Origin of the sequence: Pseudomonas nitroreducens (genome assembly GCF_014204515.1) — a bacterium.
In the GTDB taxonomy this organism is placed as follows: domain Bacteria; phylum Pseudomonadota; class Gammaproteobacteria; order Pseudomonadales; family Pseudomonadaceae; genus Pseudomonas; species Pseudomonas nitritireducens_A.
Genome location: NZ_JACHLI010000011.1, coordinates 30074 through 43260, shown reverse-complemented (window position 1 = coordinate 43260; position 13187 = coordinate 30074). Strand labels below are relative to the sequence as shown.

Here is a 13187-nt window from a genome sequence, read left to right as displayed (position 1 = left end):
TGCTTACATGCGCTCCAGGGTTTCCAGGCCCAGCAGCTCCAGGCCCTGCTTGAGGGTGCGGCCGGTCAGCGCGGCAAGGCGCAGGCGGCTCTCCTGTTGCGCCGGGTCTTCGGCGGTGAGGATCGGGCAGTGCTCGTAGAAGCTGGAGAACAGGCCGGCCAGCTCGTACAGGTAGGCGCAGAGGATGTGCGGGACACCCTTCACGGCCACGTTGTTGAGCAGGTCGGCGAACTGCGCCAGCTGCGCGGCCAGGGCGATTTCCTGCGGTTGCTGCAGGACGATCCTGCCACCGACTTCGTCATAGCCCTTGCCCAGCTTGCGGAAGATGCTCGCCACGCGGGTGTACGCATAGAGCAGGTACGGCGCGGTGTTGCCTTCGAAGCTCAGCATCAGGTCGAAGTTGAAGCTGTAGTCGCTGGTGCGGTGCTTGGACAGGTCGGCGTACTTCACCGCGCCGATGCCGACGGCATGGGCGATCTGGCGCAGGTCCTGTTCGCTGAAGTCGGGGTTCTTGGCCTTCACCAGGGTGTAGGCGCGCTCCTCGGCTTCGATCAGCAGGTCGATCAGCTTCACGGTGCCGCCATCGCGGGTCTTGAACGGCTTGCCGTCGGCGCCGTTCATGGTACCGAAGCCCATGTGCTCCAGCTCCATGCTGGCCGGGACGAAGCCGGCGCGGCGGGCGACTTCGAACACCTGCTGGAAGTGCAGGGCCTGGCGCTGGTCGACGAAGTACAGCACGCGGTCGGCGTGCAGCACCTTGTGGCGGTAGCGCATGGCGGCCAGGTCGGTAGTGGCGTAGAGGTAGCCGCCGCCGGCCTTCTGCACGATCACCGGCAGCGGCTCGCCTTCGGCGTTCTTGAATTCGTCGAGGAACACGCACAGGGCGCCGTCGCTCTCGACCAGCAGGCCCTTGGCGGTGAGGTCGGCCACTACCTGGGCGAGGTCGTCGTTGTAGGCGCTCTCGCCCTTCACGTCGGCCATGGTCAGTTTCACGCCCAGCAGGTCGTAGACCTTCTGGCAGTGCGACAGGGAGATGTCGTTGAAGCGGGTCCACAGGGCCATGCACTTGGGATCGTTGGCCTGCAGCTTCACCACCAGCTCACGGGCGCGGTCGGCGAACTCGGGGGACTCGTCGAAGCGCTTCTTGGCGGCGCGGTAGAAGACTTCCAGGTCGTGCAGTTCGGCCTGGGCGTCCACCGGCTGTTCTTCCAGGTAGGCCAGCAGCATGCCGAACTGGGTGCCCCAGTCACCCACGTGGTTCTGGCGGATCACGGTATCGCCGAGGAACTCCAGCACGCGGCTGACGGCGTCGCCGATGATGGTCGAGCGCAGGTGGCCGACGTGCATCTCTTTGGCCAGGTTCGGCGAGGACAGGTCCACCACCACGCGCTGCTCAGGGCCGGCCTTGCGTACGCCGATGTGGCCGTCGGCCAGGGCCTTGTCGAGGCTGGCGGCGAGCCAGGCCTGGTCCTGGAAGAAGTTCAGGAAGCCGGGGCCGGCGATCTCGACCTTGGCCACTTCCGGGCTCTGCGGCAGCGCTTCGACCAGCTTGGTGGCCAGGTCGCGCGGTTTCATGCCGGCCGGCTTGGCCAGCATCATGGCGATGTTGCTGGCGAAGTCGCCGTGGGTTCGGTCCTTGGTGTTCTCCACCTGGATGTCGGGCGTCAGGCCGGCCGGCAGGGTGCCGTCTTCGGTGAGGCTGACAAGGGCTTGCTGGATCAGGTGGCGAATCGTGTCTTTCATGGTTTTCTCCGTGCTCGCGTGCATCCGGCGCGCGCGACCGGTTATCGGGCTCAGAACCGCGCATTATCGGCCCCCGAAGGGGGAGCGGCAAGCTGCAGGCTGCAGGCTACAGGCAAAAGCTCTGTCAGACCTTGATTTCTGCCATGGCTCGCGCTTTTACCTGCAGCCTGTCGCTTGCCGCCTGCAGCCGCTTTTCTAGAACAGGTCGATCGGGTCCACGTCCAGCGACCAGCGCACCTGCCGGCCGCTGGGCATGCCTTCGAGCGTCTGCAGCCAGGGTGTGAGCAGGCGGTGCAATGGCGCGCGGGCCGGGCTCATCAGCAGCAGCTGGGCGCGGTAGCGGCCGGCGCGGCGTTCCATGGGCGCCGGCACCGGGCCGAGGAGCTCCACGTCCTGGCCCAGCGTGGCCTGCAGGCGTTCGGCTTCGGCGCAGGCTTCGTCGAGGAAGCCCTCTGCCTGCCCCGGTTTGTGCGCCTCGGCGCGCAGTAGCGCGAGGTGCGAGAACGGTGGCAGTCCGGCGGAGCGGCGTTCGGTGAGGGCCTGGTCGGCGAAGGCGAAGTAGCCCTGCTCGGTGAGCTGCACCAGCAGCGGATGGTCGGCCAGGTGCGTCTGGATCAGCACGCGGCCCGGTTCCTCGGCGCGCCCGGCGCGGCCGGCGACCTGGACGATCTGCTGGGCCATGCGCTCGCTGGCGCGGAAGTCGGCGGAGAACAGCCCGCCGTCGGCATCGAGGATCGCCACCAGGGTGACGCGCGGGAAGTGGTGACCCTTGGCGAGCATCTGCGTGCCGACCAGGATGCACGGCTCGCCTTTATTGATGGTGGCGAACAGGTCGCGCATGGCGTGCTTGCGCGAGGTGCTGTCGCGGTCGATGCGCAGCACCGGGTAATCCGGGAAGAGGATGCGCAGGCGCTCCTCGGCGCGCTCGGTACCGGCGCCCACCGGGCGCAGGTCCACCGTGCCGCACTTGGGGCAGTTGCGCGGCGGTCGCTCGCGGTGGTCGCAGTGGTGGCAGCGCAGCTCGCCGCTGCCCTGGTGCACGGTCATCCGCGCATCGCAGCGCGGGCACTGGCTGATCCAGCCGCAGTCGTGGCACAGCAGGGTCGGGGCGAAGCCGCGGCGGTTCAGGTAGACCAGCACCTGCTGGCCGGCGGCCAGGGTTTCCTTGATCGAGCGCTGCAGCGGCATGGAGATGCCCGAATCCAGCGGCAGGCTCTTCACGTCCAGGCGCTGGAATTTCGGCTGGTGCGCGCCGCCGGCGCGCTGGGTCAGGCGCAGCAGGCCGTAGCGGCCGCTCTGGGCGTTGTGCAGGCTTTCCAGCGCCGGCGTGGCGGAGCCGAGCAGGATCGGCACGTTCTCCAGCCGCGCGCGCACCATGGCCAGGTCGCGGGCGTGGTAGCGCAGGCCTTCCTGCTGTTTATAGGAAGCGTCGTGTTCCTCGTCGATGATGATCAGCCCGGGATTCTTCATCGGGGTGAACAGCGCCGAGCGGGTGCCGATGATGATGTCCGCCTCGCCATCGCGGGCGGCGAGCCAGGCGTCGAGGCGTTCGCGGTCGGTCAGCGCGGAGTGCAGCAGGGCGATGCGCGCGTTGAAACGGCGCTCGAAGCGGCTCAGGGTCTGCGGCCCGAGGTTGATCTCGGGGATCAGCACCAGCGCCTGCTTGCCGGCCTCCAGGGTCTCGCGGATCAACTGCAGGTAGACCTCGGTCTTGCCGCTGCCGGTGACGCCGGCCAGCAGGAAGCCGTGGAAGCTGCCGAAGCCGGCGCGCACCGACTCGAAGGCGGCGCGCTGCTCGGCGTTGAGCGGCAGTTCCGCCTGCGCCAGCCACGGGCCGTGGTGCGGCGCCACGCTGTGTACGCGCACCTCCAGGGAGACCAGGCCTTTTTCCTGCAGCAGGTCGAGGCTGTCCTTGTTGATCTGCAACTGGCTGAGCAGGTCGTGGGCGACGCCGTGGGGGTGCTGCTTGAGGATTTTCAGCGTCTCGCGCTGGCGCGGTGCGCGGGCCAGGCGCGAATCGTCCTCGCGGGCGCCGGGTTCGGCGTGCCAGAAACGCTGCTGGCGCGCCTCGGCCGGTTCACCCTGGCGCAGCAGGTTGGGCAGTGCCCAGGAAAAGGTGTCGCCCAGGCTGTGCTGGTAGTACTGCGCCGTCCAGCGGCACAGCTCCAGCAGGTGCGTGGGCATCGGCGGCTCGCGGTCGAGCACGGCCAGGGCCGGGCGCAGCTTGTCCGCCGGGACGTCGGAGGTCTCCACCTTGTCCACCAGCACGCCGACCATCTCGCGGCGGCCGAACGGTACGCGCAGGCGCACGCCAGGCTGCAGGCGTGCCACATCGACCCCGCGCGGGGGCAGGTAATCGAACAGGCGGCGCAGCGGCGAGGGCAGGGCGAGACGCAGGATGGCGGGTGCGGGCACGCGACGGATTCCGGGGCGGCGGGAAGCGTTGGATGGTAGCATGGGCGATGCGACGGTCGGTCATGCCTGATCTTGCGTTGAAAACGATCTCTGGTATGATCCACGCCCTTAATTTCCGTGCGGTGCCCGGTAAAAGATCCCGCCTGCAGTCCTTGATGGCTGTGGCTCGGCTTCTGCCAGAGACTGGGTGGCGGCACACCACTGAGAGGAAGAGACCATGAAACCGGAAATCCATCCCGCGTACGAAGACATCGAAGCCACCTGCAGCTGCGGCAACGTGATCAAGACCCGTTCGACCCTGTGCAAAGGCATCCACCTGGACGTCTGCTCCGAATGCCACCCGTTCTACACCGGCAAGCAGAAAGTCCTGGACACCGGCGGCCGTATCGATCGCTTCAACCAGCGCTTCGCCATGTTCGGCACCAAGAAGTAAGATCGATTTCCGGAAAGGACCTGTATGGTTTTTTACGGCATCTCGAAAAAGGCGTCCCTTGTGGGCGCCTTTTTTATGGCTGGCCTTTTTTCCCTGGTCTGCCTGGACGCCAGCGCCGCTGCCTGTCCGCGGCCTGAGGCGGTGCAGACCGTGCGCGTGGCGCGGGTGGTGGACGGCGATACGCTCAAGCTGGCCGATGGCCGCAGCGTCCGCCTGATCGGCATGAACGCCACCGAGCTGGCCCACCATGGCCGCCCGGAAGAGCCCTTCGCCGTGGCCGCGCAGCGTCGCCTGCAGGCGCTGGTGGCGGCCAATGACGGCGAGGTCGGCCTGGTACCCGGCCAACAGGGCCGCGACAGGTACGGTCGCACCCTGGCCCATGTCTACGATGCCCGCGGCAACAACCTCGAATCCCGGCTGCTCGCCGAAGGCCTGGGCTACCTTGTAGCTATCGCGCCCAACACCGACCTCACCGCCTGTCAGCAGGCCGCCGAGCGTGAAGCCCGTAACGCCCAGTTGGGGTTATGGAAGAAGTCGCCGGTACAGACGGCGGAACAGCTTCACGAAAGCGGTTTCGCACTGGTGCGCGGACGGGTCGAGCGGATACAACGCAATCGCGGCGGCCTGTGGATCGATCTCGACGGCCCGCTGGTGCTGCGGATCGAGGCGAAACTCGTGCAGCAGTTCGATGATGCAACCCTGCGCGACCTCAAGGGTCGACAGGTAGAGGCGCGCGGCTGGGTCATCGACCGCTCCGCGCGCGGTGGTGTGAAACCCGGACAGGCGCGCTGGATGTTGCCCTTGACCGACCCGGCGATGATGGAGGTATTGCCATGAGCTTGCGCTCGTTCGGAATCCTGGCCCTGCTGGCAGCGCTGAGCGTGCTCGGCGGCTGCGCCACCAACCCGGCCACCGGCAAGTCCGACTTCGTGATGATGAGCGAGGAGGGCGAGCTGGAGATGGGCCAGAAGTACAGCCAGGAAATCGCCCAGCAATACCCGCGCTACGAAGACGGCAAGCTGCAGGCCTACGTGCAGCAGGTCGGCGAGCGGGTCGCCCGCGCCGGCGACCGGCCCAACCTGCAATACCACTTCACCGTCATCGACACCCCCGACATCAACGCCTTCGCCCTGCCCGGCGGCTACATCTATATCCACCGCGGGCTGATGGCCTACCTGGGCTCGGAGGCGGAACTGGCTGCCGTGCTCGGCCACGAGGTCGGCCACGTCACCGCCCGCCACAGCGTGCGCCAGCAGAGCCAGTCCAGCGCCTGGGGCATTCTCGGCCAGGCCGTGGCCATCGGCACCGGCGTCGGCGCCGCCGCCGACCTGACCAACGTGCTCGGCACCGCCTTCGTCCGCGGCTACGGCCGCGACATGGAGCTGGAGGCCGACGGCCTGGGCGCCAAGTACCTGGCCCGTGCCGGCTACGACCCCACCGCCATGATCCAGGTGGTGCGGGTGCTGAAGAACCAGGAAGACTTCGCCCGCGACGAGGCTGCGCGCAAGGGCCAGGCGGCCCAGCCGGTCGGCTACCACGGCCTGTTCGATACCCACCCGGACAACGACCAGCGCCTCAAGCAGGTGATCGGCCCGGCCCAGGCGCTGGCTGGCAGCGGCCAGCGCGAAGTCGGCGTCGAGCGCTACCTGAAGGCCATCGACGGCATGCCCTTCGGCGATTCCGCCGCCAGCGGCGTGCGCCGTGGGCAGAGCTTCTACCACTCGGAACTGGACTTCACCCTGACCTACCCGGCCGGCTGGGGCATCCTCAACCAGCCCTCCGCGCTGGTGGGCTACACCGCCGACCAGCAGGCCTACATCGGCATGAAGCTGGTGCCGCGCGAGGGCCAGCTGACCCCGGCGGAATACCTGCGCAAGGGCGCCGGTGGGCGGTTATCGAACGAAGAAAGCTTCCAGCAGAACGGTCTCGACGTCGCCACCGGCGTGGTGCCGGGCAACCCGGCGCGGCGCGCCGCGGTGATCTACCAGAAGGACCACGCCTACCTGTTCATCGGTGTGGTCAAAGGGCGCGCCTCGCTGGAAAGCGAGGATGACCACTTCATGCAGGTCATCCGCAGCTTCCGGCCGATGCGTGCCGATGAGCAGAAACTCGCGCAACCGCGGCGGATCGCCGTCGTTCAGGTCAAATCCGGGCAGACTGTCGAGGAGTTCGCGAGGGCCGAATCCGGCCCGCAAACTGACTCGATAAATCGTATACGTTTATTGAATGACTTGTATCCAACCGGCCAGCCAAAACCTGGCGGTTGGCTGAAAGTCGTACGCTAGAGGTCTTGACAGCTGGGGTCTGGGCTACCTTGGCAGGTGCGGGGTTTGTGCGTATGCTCGGGCCCCCGTCTGTCCAACAAGCAACAAAAGCGGAAGTGCCCAAATGTCTGATCTCAAGACCGCTGCCCTCGAATATCACGCCCAACCCCGCCCCGGTAAACTGAGCGTCGAGCTGACCAAGCCGACCGTCACTGCCCGCGACCTGTCGCTGGCGTACAGCCCGGGTGTCGCCGAGCCGGTGCGCGAAATCGCGCGTGATCCGGAACTGGCCTTCAAGTACACCGGCAAGGGCAACCTGGTCGCGGTCATTTCCGACGGCACCGCCATTCTCGGCCTGGGCAACCTCGGCCCGCTGGCCTCCAAGCCGGTCATGGAAGGCAAGGGCGTCCTGTTCAAGCGTTTCGCCGGGGTCGACGTGTTCGACATCGAAGTCGACGCCGAGAGCCCGCAGGCCTTCATCGATACCGTCAAGCGCATCTCCATCACCTTCGGCGGCATCAACCTGGAAGACATCAAGGCACCCGAGTGCTTTGAGATCGAGCGCGCCCTGATCGAACAGTGCGACATCCCGGTGTTCCACGATGACCAGCACGGCACCGCCATCGTGACCGCCGCCGGCATGCTCAACGCCCTGGAAATCGCCGGCAAGAAGCTGGAAACCGCGAAGATCGTCTGCCTGGGCGCCGGCGCCGCCGCCATCTCCTGCATGAAGCTGCTGGTGAGCATGGGCGCCAAGGTCGAGAACATCTACATGATCGACCGCCAGGGCGTGATCCACGCCGGCCGCAACGACCTGAACCAGTACAAGGCGGTGTTCGCCACCGAGACTGACAAGCGCACCCTGTCCGACGCCCTGGAAGGCGCCGACGTGTTCGTCGGCCTGTCCGGTGCCAACCTGCTGAGCCCCGAAGATCTCAAGCGCATGGCGGCCAACCCGATCGTCTTCGCCTGCTCCAACCCGGACCCGGAGATCAAGCCGGAGCTGGCCCACGCCACCCGCAACGACGTGATCATGGCCACCGGCCGTTCGGACTACCCGAACCAGGTCAACAACGTCCTGGGCTTCCCCTTCATCTTCCGCGGTGCCCTGGACGTACGCGCCACCCGCATCAACGAAGAAATGAAGATCGCCGCCGCCCTGGCCCTGCGTGACCTGGCCAAGCAGCCGGTACCCAAGGACGTTTGCGACGCCTACGGCGTGAGCGCGATCGAGTTCGGCCGCGAGTACATCATTCCGAAGCCGATGGACAAGCGCCTGATCACCATCGTTTCCGATGCCGTGGCCAAGGCCGCCATCGAGACCGGCGTGGCGACCCTGCCGTATCCGAAGCACTACCCGCTGCAGTCGGTGGAAGACGTCTTCAAGGGCTGATCCCGCCTGACCTGGAAAACCCCGCTTCGGCGGGGTTTTTCGTTTTCCACGTTCCGCCCGGGCGCAGCAGCGATGGCAAAGTGCCGAGGCGGGTTGGCGCGCTGACGAAGACAGCGACTAGGCTTGCCAGAGCCTTCCTGTGGACGACACCGTCGATGCCGCTACGCCTGCTGCTGATCCTCCTTTGCCTGTGCGCGGCGAGCCCCGCGCGCGCCGGGGAAGTGCTGCGCATCGCCGCCGACCGCTGGCCGCCCTATGCCGACCGCCAGTTGCCCGGCAACGGCGTGGCGGTGCACCTGGTGCAGGCCGCGCTGAAGCGGGCCGGCTACGCCAGCGAGTACGTCGAAGTGCCCTGGCCGCGGGTGCTGCACGGCGTGGAGAACGGCGAGTACGATCTGGTGGCGGACGCCTGGTATTCGGCGGAGCGCGACCGCTTCGGCGAATACTCCGAGCCTTACCTGGTCAATCGCGTGCGCCTGATCAAGCGCCACGGCTCGCCCATCACCTTCGGCAAACTCGCCGATCTCTACCCCTACCGGGTCGCTGTGGTGCGCGGCTACGCCTACTCCGCCGAGTTCAATGGCGACCCGAAGCTGCAGCGGGTGCCGGTGTTCAGCTTCGTCAACGCGGCGCTGATGCTGCAGGCCGGGCGCGTCGACCTGACCCTGGAGGACGAGATCACCGCGCGCATGCATCTCAATGGCGACCTCGCCGAGCTCAAGGGCCAGCTGGAATTCCTGCCGCTGCCGCTGACCGAGAACGGCCTGCACATCCTGGTCGGCCGCCACCTGCCCAACCACGCGGAGATAGTCGCGGCGTTCAACAAGGCGATCCGCGAGATGCGCGAGGACGGCAGCTACGACGCGCTGATGCGCGAGCATGGTCTTTAAAGGGCGGCAGGCGCCGACATTATCTGCAATGTCGTCCGGCGCAAGGCGAACTCATCGCGGACGAAGCCCGCTCCTACGCGGCTGGGCGTTTCGGCATCAGGCGGCTTCGGCCTGCTCCGCGCCGAGGTCCTTCTTCAGCAGGTGCGCGGCCAGGGTGCGCAGCGGCGTGAGCTGGCGGCAGATGAGCGCCAGCTGGGTCTGCACCAGACGGTGGGCGTCGTCCTGCTCCTCGGGCAGTTCTTCCAGACGCTTGGCGAGGTCGTCCTCGGCGTCGCTGTAGATTTCCACCGGACGCCGTTCGTTGAGCCGCGTGGCGATGTCGTCGAGGCTGCTGGTCAGGCGCTCGGCGGCCTCGGCAATCAGGTCATCGTTCACATCCGGCGGCAGTTGGTTACGGTGTGCGCCGAGGGCTGAGAGATAGCTGAGCAGGGTGTGCGAAAGCACCAGGAAGCGGAAGCCGATCTCCGCGTCCTTCCGGAAGTGGCCGGGCTCCAGCAGCATGTTCGACAGCGTGGTGGACAGCGTCGCGTCGGCGTTGTGCGCGTTGCGCCGGGCGGTGCGGTAGGCGAGGTCGTCGCGCTTGCCGTTGGCGTACTGCTGCATGATCTCGCGCAGGTAGCGGCTGTTGCACGCCAGGGTGCCGCCGACCAGCCGGTGCAGGCTGCGCCCATGCCAGTCGGGGAGCACCAGGAATACCGCGATGCCGGCAATCAGGGCACCGAGCAGGGTATCGAACAGGCGCGGCAGGATCAGTCCGTAGCCGTCGCCCACCTGGTTGAAGCAGCACAGCACCAGCAGGGTGATCGCCGCCGTCGCCAGGGTATAGCGCGTGCTTCGCGTGGCGAAGAAGGCGACCCCGGCGACCACTGCCAAGAGCGACTGGATCAGCGGGTTGGGGAACAGGTCGATCAGCGCCCAGCCGGCCACCAGGCCGACCAGCGTGCCGAGTATCCGCTGCACCAGGCGGATGCGCGTGGCGCCGTAGTTCGGCTGGCAGACGAATACCGTGGTGAGCATGATCCAGTAGCCCTGGGTCGGGTGGATCAGGTGCAGCACACCGTAGCCGGCGGCCAGTGCCAGCGACAGGCGCAGGGCGTGGCGGAACAGCAGGGAGGTCGGCGAGACCTGCAGGCGGATGCGCTCCAGGGCGTCCTTGAACGAGCGCGGCGAGCGGTCCAGCAGGGTGCTGTCCTGCTCGTCGTCGAGCATGTCGGGGTTGCTCGCACCGCTGAGCTTGCGGTCCAGCGTGGTGAGGTTGGCGGCCAGCGCGCCGAGGGAGCGCAGCAGCCCGCGCCAGGCCGGATTGCCCTGCTGGCGCAGGTAGTCCAGCGAGGCATTGAGATCGGCCAGGGCCAGCTCGCTGTCGTTGTAGTCGAACGGCTGGCGCAACTGGATCGCCTTCGCCAGCGCCTTGCAGGCCTTGCCCTGCTGGTTGAGCAGGCGCTGGCAGCGGAACAGCACGTCGCTATGGAAGAACGCCTCGGCCAGCTGGTTGTACGGATAGTGCGAGGAACTGGCGCGCTCGTGGACGTCCTGGGCGATGAAGTAGAGCTTCAGGTAGCGGCTGATCTTCGGCCCCGGTCGGCCGTGGGACAGGCGCGCGAGAATGGTTTCCTTGGCCTGGTTGAGTGCCACCACCACGCGGCCGTTCTGCCGTGCCAGGGCCAGGCGCTGGGCTTCCACGTCGAGGGTGCGTAGCGGCTCCAGCAGGCTCGACTTGATCTTCAGGTACTCGCCCAGTTCGAGGAAGAGTTTCGCCAGGCTCTGCTGCACCGGCTGGTTGGCGAACAGCGCGTTCCACAGCACCGAGAGCAGCCCGTACCAGAGCGCACCGGCTACCAGCAGCAGCGGCTCGCGCCAGAAATCGCTGGGCGTGCCGCCGCGCTGGTCGACGCCGATCATGGTGTAGATCGACAGGATCAGCGTGGCCGAGGCGATGGCTGCATAGCGCTCGCCGAGGGCGCCGAGCAGGGTCATGCCGAAGGTGGACAGCGCCAGCCCGGCGATGAACAGCAGTGGGTAGGGGAACAGCAGTTCCACCGCCAGCGCGGCGATGCTGAAGCAGGCCAGGGTCACCAGCAGCGCCTGCAGGCGGCCCAGCCAGTGGTCGTCGGTCTCCGCCAGGGCGCTGGCGATGACGCCGAGGAACAGCGGGATCACCAGCTCCGGCCGACCCTGCAGCCAGCAGGCGAGCATGACCCCGCTGAGGGCGACGAACACCCGCAGGCTGTAGGCGAACTTGTCCAGCGCCCAGAGGCGCCGCAGGGACTGGAGCAGAGGGGAGGAAAGCATCGAATCGGGGACTTCCGGCTGTCTGCCGTTCAGACTAGCGGAACGCTTGCCACGCGGCTATCGCGAGCGCGACACCGCCGGGTTATCACCCGTAGGAGCGGACTCCGTCCGCGATGTTGGCCGGCGAGATGCGGACCCATCGCGGACGGAGTCCGCTCCTACGCAGTCGGGGATATCGGCGCCCAAGTGGATGCCGCGATCAGAGAATGCGCGCCTTGAACGAGCGACCCTTGATCTTGCCTTCATTGAAGTGCTTCAGCGCCTGTTTGGCGACGTCGCGTTCGACGGCGACGAAGGCCTGGAAATCGAAGATTGCGATCTTGCCCACCTGGGTGCCCTTGAGGCCGGCGTCGCCGGTCAGAGCGCCGAGGATGTCGCCGGGGCGCACCTTGTCCTTGCGTCCGCCCGCGATGGCCAGGGTGGTCATCGGCGGCAGCAGCGGGGCGTCGTTGGCCTTGAGGAAGTCGATGCGTTCCCAGTTCAGCGGCGCGCCCTGCAGGTCCTCGATGGCCTGGGCGCGGTTGGCTTCGGCCGGGGTCACCAGCGACAGCGCCAGGCCTTTCTCACCGGCACGACCGCTGCGGCCGATGCGGTGCACGTGGACCTGGGCATCGCGCGACAGCTCGACGTTGATCACCGCTTCCAGCGCGGCGATGTCCAGCCCGCGGGCGGCCACGTCGGTGGCCACCAGCACGCTGCAGCTGCGGTTGGCGAACATGGTCAGCACCTGGTCGCGCTCGCGCTGTTCCAGATCGCCGTGCAGGGCCAGGGCGGAAATCTTGCGGGCGTTGAGCTGTTCCACCACTTCCATGCACTGCTGGCGGGTATGGCAGAAGGCGACGCAGGACTGCGGACGGAAATGCTGAAGCAGGCGTACCACAGCATCGAGACGCTGCTTGGCGTCGATCTCGTAGAAGTGCTGTTCGATCTGGCTGTCGTCGTGCAGCGCCTCCACTTCCACGCGCTCGGGGTTCTTCAGGAACTTCGCCGCCAGCTGGCCGATGCCCTCGGGGTAGGTGGCGGAGAACAGCAGGGTCTGCCGGCGTGCCGGCGCCTGGCCGATGATGTCGGCGATGCTGTCGTAGAAGCCCATGTCGAGCATGCGGTCGGCTTCGTCGAGGACCAGGGTGTTCAGGCCGTCGAGCTTCAGGGTGCCGCGGCGCAGGTGCTCCTGGATCCGTCCCGGCGTGCCGACCACCACGTGGGCGCCGTGCTCCAGCGAGCCGATCTGCGGGCCGAAGGGCGTGCCGCCGCAGAGGGTCAGTACCTTGATGTTGTCGGCGGCGCGGGCCAGGCGGCGGATCTCCTTGGCGACCTGGTCGGCCAGCTCGCGGGTCGGGCACAGCACCAGTGCCTGGCAGCCGAAGTAGCGCGGGTTCAGCGGGCTGAGCAGGCCGATGCCGAAGGCGGCGGTCTTGCCGCTGCCGGTCTTGGCCTGGGCGATCAGGTCACGTCCCTTGAGGATCGCCGGCAGGGCCGCGGCCTGGATCGGCGTCATCTCGCGATAGCCGAGGGAGTCGAGGTTGGCCAGCAGGTCGGCCGACAGCGCGAGGCTGGAAAATGCGGAGGTGGTCACGAAGGGAGCCCGGGTGAATCCATATGGCCGCGCAGTGTAGCAGGAGAGCACCCTCGGCAGGGCTGAGAAGCTGATATGGCAAGGGTTTGCGGCCGCTCGTCCGAATTTCCGAAAACGCCGGGAATGGGTTTTTCCAAGAGATTCGCTTTCCGCAGATTTTTGTCGTAGAGTTTCCGGACTG

At 67.1% G+C, this 13187-nt stretch carries 9 protein-coding genes; 5 read left to right on the top strand and 4 right to left on the bottom strand.

The window, feature by feature from the left end; translation table 11 throughout:
- Positions 1-3 precede the first annotated feature (3 nt).
- Positions 4-1743: an arginine--tRNA ligase gene (gene argS, locus HNP46_RS15340; protein WP_184590364.1), complete on the bottom strand. Its 1740-nt coding sequence runs from the start codon at positions 1741-1743 to the stop codon at positions 4-6.
- A gap of 195 nt (positions 1744-1938) precedes the next feature.
- Positions 1939-4200, bottom strand: coding sequence for a primosomal protein N' (locus tag HNP46_RS15335; protein WP_184590362.1), 2262 nt, complete (start codon positions 4198-4200; stop codon positions 1939-1941).
- 175 nt (positions 4201-4375) lie between these two features.
- On the opposite strand from HNP46_RS15335, the gene rpmE reads away from it, so the two are divergent.
- The 5 genes from rpmE to HNP46_RS15310 all read left to right on the top strand — a co-directional run bounded on the left by rpmE (position 4376) and on the right by HNP46_RS15310 (position 9138).
- Positions 4376-4591 (top strand): 50S ribosomal protein L31, encoded by a 216-nt coding sequence (gene rpmE, locus HNP46_RS15330; protein ID WP_184590360.1) that lies wholly within the window; start codon positions 4376-4378, stop codon positions 4589-4591.
- A 24-nt stretch (positions 4592-4615) separates the two neighbouring features.
- Positions 4616-5428: a thermonuclease family protein gene (locus tag HNP46_RS15325; RefSeq protein WP_184590358.1), complete on the top strand. Its 813-nt coding sequence runs from the start codon at positions 4616-4618 to the stop codon at positions 5426-5428.
- Positions 5425-6876: a M48 family metalloprotease gene (locus HNP46_RS15320; RefSeq protein WP_409372439.1), complete on the top strand. Its 1452-nt coding sequence runs from the start codon at positions 5425-5427 to the stop codon at positions 6874-6876. The genes HNP46_RS15325 and HNP46_RS15320 overlap by 4 nt, the downstream gene beginning before the upstream one ends.
- Positions 6877-6979: 103 nt before the next feature.
- Positions 6980-8248 carry a malic enzyme-like NAD(P)-binding protein gene (locus HNP46_RS15315; protein ID WP_184590356.1) on the top strand — a complete coding sequence of 423 codons (1269 nt, stop codon included), beginning with the start codon at positions 6980-6982 and terminating at the stop codon, positions 8246-8248.
- Between the two features lie 155 nt (positions 8249-8403).
- Positions 8404-9138 (top strand): substrate-binding periplasmic protein, encoded by a 735-nt coding sequence (locus tag HNP46_RS15310; protein ID WP_184590354.1) that lies wholly within the window; start codon positions 8404-8406, stop codon positions 9136-9138.
- A 96-nt stretch (positions 9139-9234) separates the two neighbouring features.
- On the opposite strand, the gene yccS is transcribed toward HNP46_RS15310, so the two are convergent.
- Both yccS and dbpA read right to left on the bottom strand, forming a co-directional pair.
- Positions 9235-11430 carry a YccS family putative transporter gene (gene yccS, locus HNP46_RS15305; protein WP_184590352.1) on the bottom strand — a complete coding sequence of 732 codons (2196 nt, stop codon included), beginning with the start codon at positions 11428-11430 and terminating at the stop codon, positions 9235-9237.
- 199 nt (positions 11431-11629) lie between these two features.
- A complete protein-coding gene (gene dbpA / locus HNP46_RS15300) occupies positions 11630-13006 on the bottom strand; it encodes an ATP-dependent RNA helicase DbpA (protein ID WP_184590350.1) in 1377 nt (458 codons plus the stop codon).
- Positions 13007-13187 lie beyond the last annotated feature (181 nt).

What these genes read in the sequence shown, in the direction of transcription:
- HNP46_RS15335 (WP_184590362.1), bottom strand. Translation starts at nt 4,200, where the DNA reads ATGCTACCATCCAACGCTTCCCGCCGCCCCGGAATCCGTCGCGTGCCC.
- argS (WP_184590364.1), bottom strand. Translation starts at nt 1,743, where the DNA reads ATGAAAGACACGATTCGCCACCTGATCCAGCAAGCCCTTGTCAGCCTC.
- HNP46_RS15315 (WP_184590356.1), top strand. Translation starts at nt 6,980, where the DNA reads ATGTCTGATCTCAAGACCGCTGCCCTCGAATATCACGCCCAACCCCGC.
- rpmE (WP_184590360.1), top strand. Translation starts at nt 4,376, where the DNA reads ATGAAACCGGAAATCCATCCCGCGTACGAAGACATCGAAGCCACCTGC.
- HNP46_RS15320 (WP_409372439.1), top strand. Translation starts at nt 5,425, where the DNA reads ATGAGCTTGCGCTCGTTCGGAATCCTGGCCCTGCTGGCAGCGCTGAGC.
- HNP46_RS15325 (WP_184590358.1), top strand. Translation starts at nt 4,616, where the DNA reads ATGGTTTTTTACGGCATCTCGAAAAAGGCGTCCCTTGTGGGCGCCTTT.
- yccS (WP_184590352.1), bottom strand. Translation starts at nt 11,430, where the DNA reads ATGCTTTCCTCCCCTCTGCTCCAGTCCCTGCGGCGCCTCTGGGCGCTG.
- HNP46_RS15310 (WP_184590354.1), top strand. Translation starts at nt 8,404, where the DNA reads ATGCCGCTACGCCTGCTGCTGATCCTCCTTTGCCTGTGCGCGGCGAGC.